14 protein-coding genes are annotated in these 17,541 nt (G+C 55.7%); 4 read left to right on the top strand and 10 right to left on the bottom strand.

The window, feature by feature from the left end; all coding sequences use genetic code 11:
* The first annotated feature begins 72 nt into the window (after nt 1–72).
* Nucleotides 73–789, top strand: coding sequence for a DUF6318 family protein (locus HMPREF0045_RS08095; RefSeq protein WP_005987334.1), 717 nt, complete (start codon nt 73–75; stop codon nt 787–789).
* 327 nt (nt 790–1,116) lie between these two features.
* The gene (locus HMPREF0045_RS10230; protein WP_005987332.1) at nt 1,117–1,845 is read left to right on the top strand and encodes a DUF6318 family protein; all 729 of its coding nucleotides are present in this window, start codon (nt 1,117–1,119) and stop codon (nt 1,843–1,845) included.
* 612 nt (nt 1,846–2,457) lie between these two features.
* On the opposite strand, the gene guaB is transcribed toward HMPREF0045_RS10230, so the two are convergent.
* Both guaB and groES read right to left on the bottom strand, forming a co-directional pair.
* Nucleotides 2,458–3,978 (bottom strand): IMP dehydrogenase, encoded by a 1,521-nt coding sequence (guaB, locus tag HMPREF0045_RS08085; RefSeq protein ID WP_005987331.1) that lies wholly within the window; start codon nt 3,976–3,978, stop codon nt 2,458–2,460.
* 327 nt (nt 3,979–4,305) lie between these two features.
* Complete coding sequence (groES, locus tag HMPREF0045_RS08080; RefSeq protein WP_005987329.1) at nt 4,306–4,602, bottom strand: co-chaperone GroES; 297 nt, start codon at nt 4,600–4,602, stop codon at nt 4,306–4,308.
* A gap of 237 nt (nt 4,603–4,839) precedes the next feature.
* On the opposite strand from groES, the gene HMPREF0045_RS08075 reads away from it, so the two are divergent.
* Both HMPREF0045_RS08075 and HMPREF0045_RS08070 read left to right on the top strand, forming a co-directional pair.
* Entirely contained in the window at nt 4,840–6,063 is a 1,224-nt protein-coding gene (locus HMPREF0045_RS08075) for a class I SAM-dependent methyltransferase (RefSeq protein WP_005987326.1), read from the top strand.
* A 336-nt stretch (nt 6,064–6,399) separates the two neighbouring features.
* Entirely contained in the window at nt 6,400–7,365 is a 966-nt protein-coding gene (locus HMPREF0045_RS08070; RefSeq protein WP_005987323.1) for a hypothetical protein, read from the top strand.
* Between the two features lie 108 nt (nt 7,366–7,473).
* On the opposite strand, the gene HMPREF0045_RS08065 is transcribed toward HMPREF0045_RS08070, so the two are convergent.
* The 8 genes from HMPREF0045_RS08065 to tsaB form a co-directional block, all read right to left on the bottom strand.
* On the bottom strand, nt 7,474–9,525 hold the full coding sequence (locus HMPREF0045_RS08065) for an ABC transporter ATP-binding protein (protein WP_005987321.1): 2,052 nt from the start codon (nt 9,523–9,525) through the stop codon (nt 7,474–7,476).
* 1 nt (nt 9,526) lies between these two features.
* Nucleotides 9,527–11,275 (bottom strand): ABC transporter ATP-binding protein, encoded by a 1,749-nt coding sequence (locus HMPREF0045_RS08060; RefSeq protein ID WP_005987319.1) that lies wholly within the window; start codon nt 11,273–11,275, stop codon nt 9,527–9,529.
* Nucleotides 11,276–11,486: 211 nt separating this feature from the next.
* On the bottom strand, nt 11,487–12,533 hold the full coding sequence (gene tsaD / locus HMPREF0045_RS08055; protein WP_040316251.1) for a tRNA (adenosine(37)-N6)-threonylcarbamoyltransferase complex transferase subunit TsaD: 1,047 nt from the start codon (nt 12,531–12,533) through the stop codon (nt 11,487–11,489).
* A 113-nt stretch (nt 12,534–12,646) separates the two neighbouring features.
* On the bottom strand, nt 12,647–13,417 hold the full coding sequence (locus tag HMPREF0045_RS08050) for a succinate dehydrogenase/fumarate reductase iron-sulfur subunit (protein WP_005987315.1): 771 nt from the start codon (nt 13,415–13,417) through the stop codon (nt 12,647–12,649).
* Nucleotides 13,414–15,414: a fumarate reductase/succinate dehydrogenase flavoprotein subunit gene (locus HMPREF0045_RS08045; protein WP_005987313.1), complete on the bottom strand. Its 2,001-nt coding sequence runs from the start codon at nt 15,412–15,414 to the stop codon at nt 13,414–13,416. The genes HMPREF0045_RS08050 and HMPREF0045_RS08045 overlap by 4 nt, the downstream gene beginning before the upstream one ends.
* Before the next feature lie 16 nt (nt 15,415–15,430).
* Nucleotides 15,431–16,144 carry a succinate dehydrogenase cytochrome b subunit gene (locus HMPREF0045_RS08040; RefSeq protein WP_196793424.1) on the bottom strand — a complete coding sequence of 238 codons (714 nt, stop codon included), beginning with the start codon at nt 16,142–16,144 and terminating at the stop codon, nt 15,431–15,433.
* Between the two features lie 240 nt (nt 16,145–16,384).
* The gene (gene rimI, locus HMPREF0045_RS08035) at nt 16,385–16,861 is read right to left on the bottom strand and encodes a ribosomal protein S18-alanine N-acetyltransferase (RefSeq protein ID WP_005987309.1); all 477 of its coding nucleotides are present in this window, start codon (nt 16,859–16,861) and stop codon (nt 16,385–16,387) included.
* Nucleotides 16,861–17,535, bottom strand: coding sequence for a tRNA (adenosine(37)-N6)-threonylcarbamoyltransferase complex dimerization subunit type 1 TsaB (gene tsaB, locus HMPREF0045_RS08030; RefSeq protein WP_005987307.1), 675 nt, complete (start codon nt 17,533–17,535; stop codon nt 16,861–16,863). Before tsaB ends, rimI begins: the two co-directional genes overlap by 1 nt.
* Nucleotides 17,536–17,541: the final 6 nt, after the last annotated feature.

Here is a 17,541-nt window from a genome sequence, read left to right as displayed (position 1 = left end):
AATTTTTTCAGCAACGGCTTATGCCACTCGTAATTAGATGAATCAACGTAGATGAATCATGAGGGAAACACAATGAAGACACCAGCATATAAACGCCAGCTTCAAGCAGCATTGGCCTTAACCCTGCTGGCCTGTTCATGCCTAGCCGGGTGTAGCGGAGGCCAAGAGCAAGGCGCTGCAAATGCTGGCAGCGGTAAGGCCGCCGTCGCCAGTACGCACAACACGAAAGCCACCGCCACGCCCAAGAGCAGCGGCAAAGCTAAGGATACTGGCACGTCTACCGCAAGTGGCACGCCCTCGGCGACTGCTAGCCCAACACTCATCATGACCCCAGAACTGGTGGAGGCTAAGAAGCAGGCACTAGCCACGCCGCCACCACCCAAACCAGAACTAATCACTGTCAACAATGATGACGGTGCCATAGCCACAGCCAAATACTGGGTGCAACTGCACTACTACATCTACACCACCGGAAAAGTAGATGAATACAAAGCACTATGTAACGGTGATGAGTCCACAGCTATCACACCAGTAAAATACGCAACCGAAAATCACGCTAGAGGTGGCTGGAGTAATCCAGTTACTGTGAAATTTACTGATGCATTTCGCAGGACTGATTTCAAAGACGATGTAGTTATACAAGTGGATTTTGAACGCGAAGCTTACACTAGCTATGGTGGCGACGGAAAAATTAAAAATAATCCAAAGCAATCACGCTGGGCGGGCGTAAAACTCGAATACAATGGAACACAATGGATAGTTAAAGAGGCGGTTAATCGTGAACGTTAAACAATCAATTTATCCATTAATTCCTACTCTCATCCTATCAACTCCTGCAGAGTTAGTCTCTGATGGCGATGCCGATGCAAGCGGAAATTCTTTTGTTATAAGTGCATAGGTTACGTACTTCTTGGACGACCCGGTGGCGTATCGCCGAACAAACCCAATGGCACCAAGTCAACGGCACAGTCACCACCACCAAAACATCCAACCCGTTCAATCTCTACATTGCTGATTCCTACGGCATTACACCATAAGAGATTCTTAGGCACTACTTCAAATTTTCGGCAATGATTTATTACCACTAGCAATTAGATAAATCATGGGGGAAACACAATGAAGAAACCACCAACTAAACGGCACCTACAGGTGGCATTGGCTTTAACTCTGCTGGCCTGCTCGGGATTGAGTGGGTGTAGTGACAATCAAGGGCAAAGCTCTTCAAGTACTGGCAGCACTAAGGCCGCCGTCGTCAGCACACACACCAAAGCAGCTACAGCCACGCCAAAAGCCGGCAGCGAGGCTAGCGACGCACCTACAGCGACTGGTACGCCTACTGTAACTGGCACGCCTACAGCGACTGCTAGCCCAACACTCATCATGACGCCAGAGCTAGCGGAGGCCAAAAAGCAGGCCCTGGCCACACCACCACCACCCAAACCTGAACTAATCACCGTCAACAATGACGATGGTGCGATCGCAACAGCTAAATATTGGGTGCAACTGAACTACTACATTTACGTATCCGGCAGCACTAATGAGTACAAAGAATTGTGTCCAGGTAATACTGACACAGCTACTAAGCCTGTAGAAAAAGCACAAGAAGTACACAACAAAGGAGGATGGAGCAGCCCAGTCGCAATTACATTTATTAAAGCTTTTCGTAGATATGATTTTAAAGATGGGATAGTAATACAAGTAGATTTTGAACGCGAAGCCGTAACACAGTATAACGGTGATGGCAGAATTGAACATGGAGAGAAACAAGCGCGCTGGGCAGCCGTGAAACTTGAATATAACGGAACACAGTGGATTGTAATAGGCGCCACCAACCGTGAACGCTAATCCTCTGATTTGTTTATTGATTCCTGCGTTGGCTATATCTCCGTCTTCAACAATTTGGGGAGACTCTGACGATCACGGAGTGTTATAGGACATGATGAAACGCTGACTCCTACGGCACCACACCATAAGTCTTAGTTGCTGATTCATAAGAGAAGCTCACGGCAGCATACCGTATGGGGAAGTGATTTCGAGGCGAGCCCACCACTGACTTGGTTCAGCACAGCATCACCACACAGAGGAAGTGATGGTTCAAGTGCGCTGAAATATGTCTAGACATAGCAGCTAGGTAATGTCCATAACCAGACAAGGCTTAAAGCCCATCCAGGTTTGAAGCTAGACAAGTCCCTAAGCTAGACCCATCCCAAAGCTAGACCTGTCCTTAAGCTATACCAGTCCTAAAACTCGGCCAAGTCTGGATTCAGATCATTCGCTAGGCAGGGTCACGTTCTGCCTAAGTATCTGTATAAGTTTGTATAAGTCTTTGACTTCGCCAGGCGGTTGGCACTCGCAAATACTGACAAATCGTCCGTTCCCTATAAAACCCCATGGAATTTTTATAGGGAACGGACGATTTTGCCTGTATATGTCTGTATTTGTCTGTACTTGCTGGAGTTACTGGCGGCCGGAGTAGTTAGGGGCCTCAACTACCATCTGCACGTCGTGCGGGTGGCTTTCCTTCAGACCAGCAGAGGTGATGCGCACAAACTGGCCGTTAGCCTTAACCTCATCAATAGTGCGGGCACCCAGGTAGAACATGGACTGGTGCAGGCCACCGATCAGCTGGTAAACCACAGAGGCTAGTGAACCGGAGAAGGGCACCTGGCCCTCAATGCCTTCGGGGACAATCTTGTCGTCGCCGCTAACATCAGCCTGGAAGTAGCGGTCCTTAGAGTAGGACTTGCGACCACGCGAGCTCATGGCACCCAGCGAGCCCATGCCACGGTAGCGCTTCCACTGCTTACCGTTAACGAACACCAGGTCACCAGGGGACTCGGTGCAGCCAGCTAGCAGCGAGCCAACCATCACGGTGTCAGCACCAGCCACAATGGCCTTCGCAATGTCGCCAGAATACTGCAGACCGCCGTCGGCAATTAGCGGCACACCAGCAGCCTTACAGGCCTTAGCAGCCTCATATACGGCGGTTACCTGCGGCACACCCACGCCGGCCACAACGCGGGTGGTGCAGATAGAGCCCGGGCCCACACCCACCTTAACCGCGTCCGCACCAGCGTCGATAAGAGCCTGAGCGCCCTCAGCGGTAGCCACGTTACCGCCGATAACGTCGATACCGTGGAACTGCGGGTCGTTCTTGAGGCGGGTGATCATGTCGCAAGCCAGCTTGGCGCCACCATTAGCAGTGTCAACCACCAGCACGTCCACACCGGCGTCAGCCAGCGCCACGGCGCGCTCCCAAGTGTCACCCCAGTAACCCAGGGCGGCACCCACCATCAGACGCCCGGAAGCATCCTTGGTGGCGTGGGGGTACTGTTCAGTCTTAACGAAGTCCTTGACGGTGATCAGACCAGTTAGGCGGTCATCGTCGTCAACAATCGGCAGCTTTTCAATGCGGTTGTCAGCCAGCAGGGTCTTGGCTTCTTCGCGAGAGATACCTACATAACCGGTGATTAGCTTTTCACGCGGGGTCATACAGTCAGAAACGCTTAGTTCTTCCCAGCGCTCGGCGGGGACAAAACGCAGGTCGCGGTTGGTGATGATACCTAGCAGGCGCCCCTGAGCACCTACAACAGGCAGGCCCGAAACCTTGTACTGACCGCATAGCTTGTCTAGTTCGGCGATGGTGGCATCCGGGCCAACAGTTACCGGATCCGAAACCATACCTGATTCACTACGCTTTACGCGTCGCACCTGCTGGGCCTGATCCTCAATGGATAGGTTGCGGTGCAAAATACCAATACCACCCTGACGAGCCATGGCAATGGCCATATCGGCTTCAGTTACGGTGTCCATAGCCGCTGAAATTAGCGGAATGTGTAGAGAAATGTTACGTGTCAACCGAGCGGTAGTGTCCACTTCGGAGGGAACGACGTCGGTCAGCCTAGGCAGTAGGAGGACGTCGTCATAGGTTAGACCAGTGGGGGCAAAAATGTCGCTATTGGTGATGGACTCGTTCACCTTTCTAAGGTTATGCCTTTGAGGTTAAGGTTCCAAGGTCTCACAAAGGTGGCTTTTTGCACCTTATAAAGCTGCGGTTTTTATCCTCCGGTTTTGCGGGCGCCTACCCCTTGGTTTAGCGGACGCCTGCCCTCCGGTTTCTCGGCATCTGCCCCTTTGGCTTTGCGGGCACCCACCCTCCGGTCTCACGGACGCCCCGCCAGCGCTTTTACCTGTCAGCTCAAGTTTTAATGCCTGCACGGGCAGTTGCGTTTGACGTGCGCTAATAGCTTCCACGCAAACAAAAAGGCCCGCCCCTACCGGGACGGGCCGCACAAGCTGGGAAGGTTACTTGGTAACCACAGCTAGGATGTCGCGAGCGGAGAGGATTAGGTACTCTTCGCCGTCGTACTTGACCTCAGTGCCGCCGTACTTGGAGTAGATGACCAGGTCGCCCTCAGCGACGTCCACCGGAACGCGCTTGCCATTGTCGTCAATGCGGCCGGGGCCTACTGCCACAACCTTGCCCTCCTGGGGCTTTTCCTTGGCAGTGTCGGGCAGGACAAGACCGAAAGAGGTGGTCTGCTCGGCCTCGACGGTCTGGATGACCACGCGGTCCTCGAGCGGCTTGATGGAGACGGACATAACGACTCCTCCTTTACGCATAGTATGCCCCGCAGCTGCCATACCTCTGCCGTCGCGGGGGTCAGCGGCACAGCAAGCCGGAGGGCATGTGGAACATGCCTTAACGGTTAATAACTTACGACGCCGTTAGCACTCAGTCAACGCGAGTGCCAAAATCTGTCTGAACTTTCGCCCACGGTGGAGTTACGGTGGCGTTACGGTGGAGTTTGCGCGAGCCACCTATGGCATTATCTAGGCATGGACGCTACCACCTTCGCACCGCTGTTGACCCCTGAAGGCTGGCAGCTCCTAGCCAACCTTCCCGATTACCAGCCTGATCAGGCATTGAAAGTGGCCGTGGCACTGCGCAAGCAGGGCTACTCTCCCGAGCTGATTGCGGCCGCCCTAACTCAGCAGCGTTTGCGAGACAAGGCCCAGGCCAAGTTTGGCCCCTACGCCCAGCGCATGCTGTTTACTCCCGACGGCGTGGAGCAGGCTAGTCGGCTGCAGGTGGCCGCGCTACACGCACAGCGCTTCGTTAAGGCCGGTGCTAGGCATGTGGCCGACATGGGTTGCGGAATTGGCTCTGACACCCTGGCCCTGGCTGAGCTGGGCTTGCAGGTCAGCGCCGTCGAGCTGGATGAGGCTACCGCCGCCCTGGCCACAGTAAACCTGATGCCCTACGAGCAGGTGCAGGTAATTAATGCCGACGCCACTAAGTTAGATTTAGCCCAGCTGGGAGTGGACGCAATTTTTGCCGATCCGGCCCGGCGCGCTAATGGGCGGCGCATTAGTGACCCTGAGGCTTGGTCGCCGGCGCTAAGCACGGTGCTTTCTTGGCGCCAGCAGGTACCTAACCTGGGCATTAAGGTGGCTCCAGGTATTGATTATGCGGCTTTACCTAGTGACGCTCACGTGCAGTGGATTAGTGATCACGGCGCGGTTATTGAGGCTGGTATTTGGTGTGGAGACTTGGCACTGGAAGGTAGCGGTCGTAGCGCTTTAGTTATTGACGACGACGGCGCCCATCGCCTGCTGGATACGGAAAGTGATCCCTCCACCACCCCGACTCAGCTTAAAGCTGCGTCTGAACTGGGTGACTATCTATTTGAACCTGATGGGGCGGTAATTCGCGCAGGCTTAGTGGCTAAAATTGCCGAACAATTAACAGCTGCCCCAATAGCCCCACAATTAGCTTATTTAACAGGTAATTGTGCATTACCTAACGATTTAGTGCCGTTTGTGAGGGCTTGGAAGATTGTACAGGTTTTACCTACTAAACCTTCAGCTTTAAAGGCCTGGGCTAAGCGAGCTGACATTGGCGCACTAGAGATTCACAAGCGCGGGATCGACGTCGAACCAGAGGCTTTACGCAAGCGTTTGCACCTACAAGGTAGTAAACAAGCGACAATAGTATTAACTCGTCAGGGCAATAAGGGGCGAGGCAAAGCTATCGCTTTATTGGTTGAGCCAACAAATTGACTTAAATGTCTGGGCTTATATTCATAAGCAGCTGTGTAATCAAACCGAGTCAACACTTCCAGGTTATTCTCAGTTAAATTTCAGGTTGTCTGGTTAAGGTCTTTACCTAGCGATCAGCATACGCACACCCGATATAAGTAATTGAACATCTCGCATCGCATGTAAGTTGCGTAGCTCTCAATTCAGGGTTTTAAACCGTGAATTGAGTTAAATATACAATTTCGTGCTAATTGCAGTGATTTTGGTTATTTATATTCCTTATGCCGTTGACGCTCCCCCTTAGAGATAGTTAGCCTCAAAACTATCCCCAACTCGAATCTGTCGAAGGTAAACATCATGAGCGATATTTCTCGCCGCGCAACCCTTAAGGGGGCAGCTTGGAGCGCCCCCGTGCTCGTAATCGGCGCGCAGGCTAGTGCCGCCACCACCTCCCGTGTAGTTGAGCCCAAGCTGTGGTGGAACAACACCTACGCCTCCACCCAGGGCCACCAGTACGCTGACAACCCGCGCAGCTACTCCTTCCTGATCGGCAACAGCCTGCAGTACGGCAACCGCGACTCAGGCAACAAGAACGACTACGGTTTCCGCATCGCCAACGCTAAGTGGCAAAACCCCAACGGTAAGATCTACCCCACCGAAACCACCACCCTCACCGGTAACGCCGCTGACAACCCCGGCCCGCGTCGTCAGACCAACGCTCTGGGTAAGCCCGCTTACGTCACTGAGGTGGCCAGCATCGACTGGATCCACAAGAACTACATCGTAAAGTTCGACACCATCGAGCACTCTGGCCTGGCCGGTAGGAACACCTACTACCAGGACAGGGCTTGGTACGACTGGGCCGGTAACGAGAACAAGGCTGCCGTAACCCAGCGCATCAGCACCACCAACGGCTGGCCGCTGCCCACCGCAGTAAACGTTAACTCTCTGCCGGCTGATGTTGTGGCTGACGCTTACGAAAAGATCCGCGCCATGGGCTTTGAGCACCCCGAGAACTTCGTGCCTTACCGCAGCGTTTACCGTGGTAACTTCTACTTCAACGCTAAGGGCACCATCGGTGGCACTCAGGAAGCAGACAACGTAGCCGTAGCTCAGTACATCGACTCTCACTCTGAGACTCGTACTATCAAGAACGGCGTATCCACCATTACCGGTATCCCGCGTGTGTGGACCTACTACTTCACCCAGAATGACCCGTCCCTGCCGGCTGGCAAGAGCTACTACTGGACCAGCGCCATGTGGCCTTTCGGTGCCGAGGGCTGGAAGCGTGACGGTTACCCGATTCCCGCTGACTGGAAGTAATCTGCTCGAAGTAGCCAGGTAGCTACTAGCATCTATTTGAAATAGCAGCTGCTAAACATAGTGTGGGGGCGCGGCCAAAAGGTCGCGCCCCCACACTAGTTTTAGCGTTTACTCCAGTTCAAAAGCACCGGTGTAAAGCTGGTAGTAGACCCCGCGTTTAGCCAGCAATTCATCGTGGCTACCGCGTTCAATAATGCGCCCGTGGTCTAGCACCATAATCGCGTCAGAGTTACGCACGGTGGACAGGCGGTGCGCAATTACGAATACGGTACGGCCTTTCATCAGGTTATCCATACCGGCCTGCACTAAAGCTTCAGTGCGGGTGTCAATGGAGCTGGTGGCCTCATCCAAGATCATGGCGGGCGGATCAGCCACTGCCGCACGGGCAATAGAGATCAGCTGCGCCTGGCCTTGAGACAGGTTAGCGGCATTACCGGTCAGCATGGTGTCGTATCCCTGCGGTAAACGCCGGATAAAGGAGTCTGCGTTAGCCAGCTTGGCTGCCGCAATACATTCCTCATCGGTGGCGTCCAGGCGCCCGTAGCGAATGTTGTCCATCACCGTGCCGGTAAACAGCTTCACGTCCTGCAATACCACGCCTAGTGAACGGCGCAGGTCAGACTTGTGAATTTTGTTGATATTGATGCCGTCATAGCGGATCTTGCCGTCATCAATGTCGTAGAAACGGTTGATTAGGTTGGTGATAGTGGTTTTACCGGCGCCGGTAGCCCCCACAAAAGCAATCTTTTGGCCCGGCTTAGCCCACAGGGAGATGTCGTGGAGGATTTCTTTCTTACCGTCATAAGAGAAATCCACGTGCTCCATCACGATTTCGCCGCGCAGCGGCGTGTAGGTAACCGTGCCTTCAGCCTGGTGGGGGTGACGCCAAGCCCAGTGCCCGGTGCGCTCCTGGGTGGGGGTTACCTCGCCATCAGCATCCACTTTGGCCCGGACCAGCCCAACATAGCCCTCGTCAGCTTCAGGTTCCTGGCCGATCAGCGCAAACACACGCCCGGCCCCAGCCATACCCAGGGCAATCATGGGTACCTGCATGGACATCTGCCCAATGGTTTGCGACAGGTTACGCACCATACCCAGGAAGGAAACCACCACGCCCACGCTGACCACGTTAATTCCGGTCAGGGTCAGGTTAGGTAGTTCCTCCAAGATCAAGATGCCGCCAATAATGGCGATAACCACGTACATAATGTTGCCGATATTGCCCAGGGCCGGCATTAGTACGTTACCGAAACGGTTAGCTTTCTGGGAGTTTTCAAACAGTTCGCGGTTGTACTTTAGGAATTCTTCTTTAGCGGCCTGCTCGTGGTTGAAGACCTGGACTACCTTCTGGCCGTCCATCATTTCTTCAATGAAGCCTTCTTCGTCGGCCAGTGAGCGCTGCTGTTTAACCATGAACTTGGCGGATTTACCGCCCAGGTCGCGGGTTATAAACATCATCAGGCCAGCAATCAAGAACACCACCAGGGCCAGCCACACTGAGTAGTACAGCATGGTTAGCACCAGCACCACGATGGTTAGCCCGCACTGCAGTAGGGTTGGCAGTGACTGGCCAATGAGCTGACGGATCGCGTCAGTGTCGTTGGTGTAGGTAGACATGACGGCGCCGTGCGGGTGGGTGTCAAAGAACCGCAGCGGCAGGGTCTCCATACGCGCAAACATGTCGTCACGCATGTGTTTTAAGGTGCCCTGGGTGACGATAGCCATCATGCGTGTGGAGATGTAGGCAGCTAGCACACCGGCCGCAAAAATGGCTCCCATCAGGCCCACCAGCTGCACTAGTTTATCTTGCACCGGCGCCATAGAGCCGGCTGCCAGGCCCGGGGTAACCACGTTATCGATGATTTGCTGCATGAAGATTGCGCCCACTGCACTGGCGATAGCCGCCACCACAATGCAGAACGCCGAAACTACCAGGCGCAGCCGGTAATACTTAAATACGTAGCGCAGCAGCCGCCCAAAGGGGTGGTCGATTGACTCCAGTTTCGGCTCGCCAGCTTCTTTATCAGCTGCCTTGTCCTCTGCCTTAGCTTCACGCTCTGGCTGGTTGGCAATGGCCTGGGCTCGAGGTGATTGGCTCTGCTCAGCCAGTTCCTGTTCCATCTGCTTGGCGCCCGGTTCTAGTTCCTGCTGGTCACTCATATCAGGCCACCTCGCTTACACTGGCAGAGTTCTGGGAGTCATAGATTTCGCGGTATTCGCCGCCCAAAGCCATCAGCTCCTCGTGCGTGCCGCATTCCTTAACGCGCCCATCATCTAGCACCACAATCTGGTCAGCGTGCTCAACTGAGGACAGACGCTGAGCAATGATAATCGTGGTGGTATCAGGGATTTCGCTTTCAAAAGCGCGCCTGATTAGGGCGTCGGTTTTGGTGTCGACGGCGGAGGTGGAGTCATCCAAAATCAAAATCTTGGGTTTCTTCAGTAACGCCCGCGCAATACACAGACGCTGCTTTTGACCACCGGAAACGTTGGTGCCCCCGCGTTCAATCTTGTAGTCGTAGCCTCCCGGTAGCTGGCGCACGAACTCGTCGGCTTGGGCCAGTTTGGCGGCGTGGATCACCTGCTCATCGGTGGCCTGTGGGTTACCCCAGCGTAGGTTTTCGGCAATGGTCCCAGAGAACAGCACGTTTTTTTGCAGCACGACGGCGACGGCGTCGCGTAGCGTCTCTAGGTCATAGTCGCGTACGTCCACTCCCCCTACCTGCACTACGCCATCGTTGACATCGTATAGACGCGAGATCAGCTGGATCAGGGAGGTCTTAGACGAACCAGTGCCACCCACGATTCCCAGGGTGGAGCCGGAAGGAATGGTTAGGTTGATGTCGCTGAGGGCGTTAGCTTCGGCGTCGTCGCTGTAACGGAAGGAGACGTGTTCAAAGCTGACGCTACCGTCAGCAACTTCCTTAACCCCACGCTTAGGCGAGGTCAGGGTGGGCTTGTGCTTGAGCACCTCAGCGATACGGTGAGCAGACTCGGCAGCCATGGTGGTCATCACGAAGATGAAAGCCAGCATCATCATTTGGCTCAGAATCTGAATACCGTAGGTGATCAGTGCGGTTAAACCACCCTTAGTTAGGCTGGTTGCGCCGGAGCTGACAATCATGGAGGCGCCCAGGTAATCCACCAGCATGATGGCGGCGAAGATGAAGAACATCATCACCGGGCCGTTAAGAGCCAATACGATTTCAGCGTGGGTGAAGTCTTTACGCACATCCTGCGAGGCGCGGTTGAACTTCTTGGTTTCGTGCTCCTCAGTGACAAAAGACTTAACCACGCGGATAGCCGCAATGTTTTCCTGCACTGAGTTGTTTAGCGCGTCGTACTTTTTGAAGATGCGCCTAAACAGCGGGAATACATACCGCACAATCCCGAACAGGATAGCCGCCAAGAAGGGCACCATGATTAGGAAAATCAGTGCCATATCCGAGTTAATACGCCAGGCCATAACCACCGAGAAAATAATCATCAGCGGCACGCGCACGGCGATACGGATCAGCATTCCGAAGGCGTTTTGGACGTTAGTTACGTCCGTGGTCATACGGGTGACCAGGGAGGAAGTGGAGAACTTGTCGATGTCGGCGAAGGAAAATTCCTGCACCTTAAAGAACATGTCCTGACGCAGATTTCGCGACAGACCGGTGGCGGCTGTGGCCGCAAAACGCGCTGAAAGAATACCGCAAGCCAGGGAAGCTGTTGCCAAGGCCACCAAAATCAGTCCCAAGTGTACTACCGGGCCTAGGCTATGGCCGTCCAGCTTATCCACCAAACTGACCATGATCAGCGGAATTAAACATTCAAAAATGACTTCGCCGATAATAAATAGCGGCGTGAGGATCGATGCACCCCAATATCGGCGCAAACTACGCAGCAGCGTGAATATTGTGCTCATTAAATTCCTTGCTAGAAAGTAACAAACACATGCTACGCGCCACACCGGTGGCCTCTCTAGCGACTAGGCCACCGGCTTATAGTGAAATTAGTTTAGTTTTGTACTATCGGGCCAGCCTGCAAACAAAAGGGCGGCTGCAACCCGTTTAAGGTTTCAACCGCCCGGTCAGCGCAGCAATTAGGCCAGCGCGCTCACTAAGCCAACGCAGTCACTATGGCATAACGGTTTGCGACAGGCTCATGCCCGAGTCGGGGGCAAAGTCCAATGACGACGGCGCTACCCCGGCCCGCACTAGGGCGCTCCCCATGGCGGCGATCTGAGCCCCGTTATCGGTGCAGTAACGCAGTGGAGGCAGGCGCAGGGTGATACCGGCGGCCGCGCAGCGCTCAGCGGCTAGGGCGCGTAGATGCGAGTTAGCGGAAAAACCGCCGCCCACTACCAGGGTGTCGCAGTCAGTGTCCAGACAGGCCTGCACTGCTTTGGCGGTCAGTGAGTCATTAACTGCTTCAGAGAAAGAAGCACAAATATCGGCGGACGGAATGGGCTGGTCCTGAGCGCGCAGGCTCTCCACATAGCGGGCCACCGCAGTCTTTAGGCCAGAGAAGGAGAAGTCATAGCGGTGACGTTCCTTGTCTTTAGCAGCAGACAGACCACGCGGGAAGCGGATCTTAGTTGGGTCACCGGTTTGGCTGAGCCTATCGACATGCGGACCACCCGGGTAAGGCAGCCCCAACAGGCGCCCCACCTTATCGAAGGCCTCCCCGGCGGCGTCGTCGAGAGTGCCACCCAGCTCACGCACATCGGTAGCAATATTGTTAATAGCCAGAATGTTTGAGTGACCGCCGGAGACGATCAAACCCACAAAACGTTGCGGGAAGGGGCCGTCAACTAGCTCGTCCACAGCCAGGTGACCAATTACGTGGTTAACCCCGTAAATGGGTTTATCTAGCGCCACCGCTAGAGCCTTGGCCGCGCTAATACCCACAGTTAGCGAGCCAATCAGGCCCGGACCTGCACTAACGGCAATAGCGTCGACGTCACGTAAATCAACGCCCGCCTTATCTAAGGCCGCGTTAAGGGTAGGAACAAAAGACTCTAAATGCGCGCGCGAGGCAATTTCGGGGATGATGCCCCCATAACGCGCATATTTATCCATGGAAGTGGCGGTTACATCCCCCAGCAACTCACGGCCTCGTACCAGGGCTACACCGGTCTCATCGCAGGTGGATTCCACACCTAGAACCAAAGGATCGCTCACCCTTCTAGTCTAGTCCCCTGGCGCTAATACCAAAAACGGTTCCCGGCCTACTTACGTAGTACCGGGAACCGGTGGCCGTCTCAAATGAGACGAATAGTGGCGTTAAGCCAAACTCAGTGGACGTGCACGCCCTTGAAGCGGGCCTTACCCATGTCGCGGTTGAGCTGGCTGATCACGTCGATCGGCACGCTCTTGGGGCACACAGCGGCGCATTCACCAATGTTGGTGCAGCCACCGAAGCCCTCCTCATCATGCTGGTTGAGCATGTTGATCACGCGGATGTAGCGCTCAGGCTGCCCCTGAGGCAGTAGACCCAGGTGAGTGATCTTAGCGGCAGTGAACAGCATGGCCGAGGCGTTGGGGCAAGCAGCCACGCAAGCACCACAACCGATGCAGGCGGCAGCCTCGAAGGCACGGTCAGCCTTGGGCTTTTCGACGGGCACGGAGTGTGCCTCCGGGGCCGCACCGGTGTTGACCGAGATGTAACCACCGGCCTGGACGATACGGTCCAGGGCGGAACGGTCCACGATCAGGTCCTTAAGTACCGGGAAACCGGTTGCGCGCCAAGGCTCGATGGTGATGGTGTCACCGTCAGAGAACGAGGGGTCCTCAGCGATGTGACGCATGTGTAGCTGGCAGGTGGTCGAACGGATCGGGCCGTGAGCCATACCGTTGATTACCAGGCCACACTGGCCACAAATACCTTCACGGCAGTCAGAGTCGAAGGCTACCGGCTCCTTGCCCTCCTTGAATAGACGCTCGTTAAGCACGTCTAGCATTTCAAGGAAGCTCATGTGCTCCTCGATGCCGCTTAGCGAGTACTCTTCAAAGTGACCGGCGGTGTCCTTGTTCTTTTGACGCCAGATCTTCAGCTTGATGTTCACTTGTAGCTCCGCTGCTTCAGTTCAATGTCGTTGTAAACAAGGGGTTCCTTGTGCAGGATCGGGGGCTGGTTTTCACCAGTCCATTCCCAGGCGCCCACGTAGAGGAACTCGTCGTCATGACGCAGGGCCTCACCCTCGGGGGTCTGAGATTCTGCACGGAAGTGGCCACCACAGGATTCGCGCCGGTGCAGAGCGTCAATACACATCAGCTCAGCTAGCTCGAAGAAGTCCAGTAGGCGTCCAGCCTTCTCTAGGGACTGGTTGAGTTCCATCTTTTCACCCGTGATACGGGCGTCCTTCCAGAACTCTTCCTTCAGCGCGCGAATCTGCTTTACAGCCTTCTTCAGGCCGTCTTCGCGACGCTCCATACCGCAGTACTCCCACATAATGCGGCCCAGGGCCATGTGGAAGTCATCAACCGAACGGGTACCGTCCAAAGCCATTAGACGGTCAATTCGGTTCTCAACATCCTTGCGTGCCTGAGCAATCTCAGGAGCGTTGGGGTCTACCTTGCCTTCACGCAGCATGTCAGCCAGGTAGTTGTTGATGGTGTCGGGCAGAACGAAGTAGCCGTCAGCCAGACCCTGCATCAGGGCGGAGGCGCCCAGGCGGTTAGCGCCGTGGTCGGAGAAGTTAGCTTCACCAGCCACGAACAGGCCCGGGATGGAGGACTCTAGGTCGTAGTCAACCCACAGGCCACCCATGGTGTAGTGGACGGCGGGGTAAATACGCATCGGGACTTCGTAGGGGTCGTCACCGGTGATGCGCTCGTACATTTCGAACAGGTTGCCGTACTTAGCAGAAACGGCTTCCTTGCCTAGACGCCCGATAGCCTCGGAGAAGTCCAGGTAGACGCCACGACGCATAGTGCGCTCGTTGCCATCGGGGTCGGTTTCCTTAATGGCAGGTCCAACGCCACGGCCTTCGTCACACATGTTCTTGGCCTGACGTGAGGCGATGTCACGGGGCACCAGGTTACCGAAGGCGGGGTAGATACGCTCGAGGTAGTAGTCGCGGTCTTCCTCAGGAATCTGACGCGGGTCCTTCTCGCAGTCTTCAGCCTTCTTGGGTACCCAGATGCGTCCGTCGTTACGTAGCGACTCACTCATCAGGGTCAGCTTGGACTGGAAGTCACCGGACTGCGGAATGCAGGTGGGGTGAATCTGGGTGTAGCAGGGGTTAGCGAAGTAGGCGCCCTTGCGGTGAGCACGCCAGATCGCGGTACCGTTGCAGCCCATAGCGTTGGTGGACAGGAAGAATACGTTGCCGTAACCACCGGTGGCTAGCACGACGGCGTCGGCCAGGTGAGTCTCGATCTCGCCGCTGATCATGTCACGGGTGACAATGCCGCGAGCCTTGCCGTCAACCACGATCAGTTCAACCATCTCGTGACGGCGGAACTCCTTAACCGTGCCGGCGCGCACCTGGCGCTCTAGAGCCTGGTAGGCACCGATCAGCAGCTGCTGACCGGTCTGACCACGAGCATAGAAGGTACGCGATACCTGCACACCACCGAAGGAACGGTTGTCTAGCAGACCGCCGTATTCGCGGGCGAAGGGCACACCCTGAGCCACACACTGGTCGATGATGTTGGCGCTGACCTCAGCCAGACGGTAAACGTTGTCTTCACGAGCGCGGTAGTCGCCACCCTTTACGGTGTCGTAGAACAGGCGGTAAACCGAGTCGTTGTCGTTGCGGTAGTTCTTAGCAGCGTTGATACCACCCTGGGCCGCAATGGAGTGGGCGCGACGGGCAGAGTCCTGGTAGAAGAACACCTTGACGTTGTAGCCCTGCTCGCCCAGGGAGGCAGCAGCAGCGCCACCGGCCAGGCCGGAGCCTACTACAATCACGTCAAGCTTACGGCGGTTAGCCGGGTTAACTAGCTTGGCTAGGAATTTACGCTGTTCCCAACGCTTTTCGATCGGAACATCATGCGGGGCCTTGGTGTCGGCAATGTCCTCGCCAACCCGGTACAGGCCATCGATAACTTTACTCATTTATCTTCACGCTCTCTCAGTGTCCAGCGACTGCGCCGTGCAGTGCAGTCCACGAACCAGCAGCAGGCGCGTCTACCCAACCAAACAGAATGGCGGTAGGCACGGCCATAAAGGCTACGAACAGGGCCAGGGCAACCAGCGTAGCGATGATGCGCACGCCAGGAATTACAGAACCACGGATAGCACCCAGGGTCTGTAGAGCGGACCAAACACCGTGCCAAGCGTGCAGCGCCAGCGCAGCCAGGGCGATGAAGTAGATGGCGTAGGTCCAGGGGGCATCGTGGAAGCCAAGGTACATGTTCTTGTAGGCGTCACCGTGCACGTAGTGACCACCAGGGGTGGCGTTCAGCGTGGTGAACTGCAGGATGTGCCACACAATGAACAGGAGCAGGATCACGCCGCCCCAACGCATGGTGCGGTTTGCGTAGCGCGAAGCTGCGTACTCTGCGTGAGCCTTCTTAACTGCGTACTTCTGGTTACCGCGAGCCTTGTTGTTGCGGTGCCACAGGTGGAAAGCAGCGCCGGCGTGCCCAACGAGGCAGGCGACCATAAGCGCACGCAGAATCCATAGCAGACCCTCACGAGGCAGGATCGGCATGAACATGGTACGCAGGTGAGCGGCATAGCCGTTGTAGACGTCCTCACCCTCAAAGTACTTGAGGTTGCCGTAGGCGTGGAATAGAACAAAGAAGAGGAAGAACAGACCGCTGTACGCCATGATCCGCTTCATCGCGACGGTCGTACGTCCAGCAGTCTGCCTCTTGGGAGAAACATTTGATTTGGCCACGTCACAAGGCTATCTAGCGCCAACATGCCTTAAGTCCTAAGTGGCCCAGAAAGCGTTTAATACGCCTTCTGCGTATAGCTATTTACGCTGATATAACGCGGTTTAGTGGGGGTCATGCAAATGCTTGCACAAGTGTCAGCGACCACTGAGAACCAAACCACTAGGCCTTTATTAGGGCACACGTTATTTACTAAATAAACCTGCGGCTAGTCTTTTGCGCATCACGATGGCGTCCTCACGCGGGTGGGTGTAGTAGGCGCGGCGTTTAGCTATGGCTTTAAACCCAGCTTCTTTGTATAGGGCGATGGCGCCGTCGTTAGAGGCCCGCACCTCCAGCAGCACCGCTTCGCACTCACGATCGACGGCGGCAGCAAGCAAAGCTTTAAGTAAAGCCCGCCCCACCCCCTTACGGCGAAAGTGGGGCAAAGTGGCGATAGTCAGCACGTCAGCGCTATCGCCCAGCCACACTCCGGCGTAACCAGCCATAGTGGCGTCAACCTCGGCCACCACATAAATGCGGTCGTCAAGCGAGTGCATCGCATCCAATTCACTGGCCAGCAGTTGGGGGCTCCAAGCTTCAGCCGAAAAAAGCTGGCGCTCAGCTTGAGCCACCCAACCCAGGTCAGCTTTACGCATGGTGCGCAGGTGCAAGACGGGCATCAAATAACTCGCTTGGGAGCCTTAGGCATCTGCACGTCGGCGTGACGCAGGTATAGCGGCGCCGTGGGCTGCTCAATCCCCTGCTGGTGGCGGCACCAGGCAATACGCGCCAGCTGCTCTAGGATCGGGTCTTGGCTGTCAACTTCAAGACCGGTCAGCTGCTGCGGGTATAGAGCCACGCCAGAGCCGGTTACATAGTCAACTTCGCCTAGCTCCAGAGCCGCTGCGGGGCTTAGCACATGCAGCTGACCTAGGCGTTCGACGTCGTCGGCCCCCTTAACCTGATAGCGGGCGGCATAAACTTCCTTGCGGCGCGCGTCATTAGCAACCAGCAGGCACTTACCCTGCCCAGCCTCACCGAGGCGGTCAAAAGCAGCCCGAGCACGCGCATCCAAAGAGCTAACCCCCCACAGCGGCAGGTCGTGTACACGCGCAAAAGTTCGCGCCGTCACCAGGCCGGCACGCAAACCAGTGAAGGGAGCCGGGCCGGTAGCCACCGCAATGGCGTCTACCGTCTCGCCTGCCAATACCTGAGAGAGCATGGGAGCCAAAGATTCGGCGTGGTGGCGCGCATCAGTACCCACCTGCTGACGCACGGTGGTAGCGACGCCGTCGCTAAGCTCAATTAATGCCAAAGCGGACGCTAAAGAGGAGTCGATGGAGACAATACGCACGGGCTT

Origin of the sequence: Actinomyces graevenitzii C83 (assembly GCF_000239695.1) — a bacterium.
Classification (GTDB): domain Bacteria; phylum Actinomycetota; class Actinomycetes; order Actinomycetales; family Actinomycetaceae; genus Actinomyces; species Actinomyces graevenitzii.
Note: the sequence above shows the minus strand (reverse complement) of the source record. Positions and strands in the feature narration are given on the sequence as shown.

Bases quoted from the DNA above. Each gene is read 5' to 3' on its own strand.
- HMPREF0045_RS08095 (WP_005987334.1), top strand. From the start codon at position 73: ATGAAGACACCAGCATATAAACGCCAGCTTCAAGCAGCATTGGCCTTA.
- HMPREF0045_RS10230 (WP_005987332.1), top strand. From the start codon at position 1,117: ATGAAGAAACCACCAACTAAACGGCACCTACAGGTGGCATTGGCTTTA.
- groES (WP_005987329.1), bottom strand. From the start codon at position 4,602: ATGTCCGTCTCCATCAAGCCGCTCGAGGACCGCGTGGTCATCCAGACC.
- HMPREF0045_RS08075 (WP_005987326.1), top strand. From the start codon at position 4,840: ATGGACGCTACCACCTTCGCACCGCTGTTGACCCCTGAAGGCTGGCAG.
- HMPREF0045_RS08070 (WP_005987323.1), top strand. From the start codon at position 6,400: ATGAGCGATATTTCTCGCCGCGCAACCCTTAAGGGGGCAGCTTGGAGC.
- HMPREF0045_RS08065 (WP_005987321.1), bottom strand. From the start codon at position 9,525: ATGAGTGACCAGCAGGAACTAGAACCGGGCGCCAAGCAGATGGAACAG.
- HMPREF0045_RS08060 (WP_005987319.1), bottom strand. From the start codon at position 11,275: ATGAGCACAATATTCACGCTGCTGCGTAGTTTGCGCCGATATTGGGGT.
- HMPREF0045_RS08045 (WP_005987313.1), bottom strand. From the start codon at position 15,414: ATGAGTAAAGTTATCGATGGCCTGTACCGGGTTGGCGAGGACATTGCC.
- HMPREF0045_RS08040 (WP_196793424.1), bottom strand. From the start codon at position 16,144: ATGAAGCGGATCATGGCGTACAGCGGTCTGTTCTTCCTCTTCTTTGTT.
- rimI (WP_005987309.1), bottom strand. From the start codon at position 16,861: ATGCCCGTCTTGCACCTGCGCACCATGCGTAAAGCTGACCTGGGTTGG.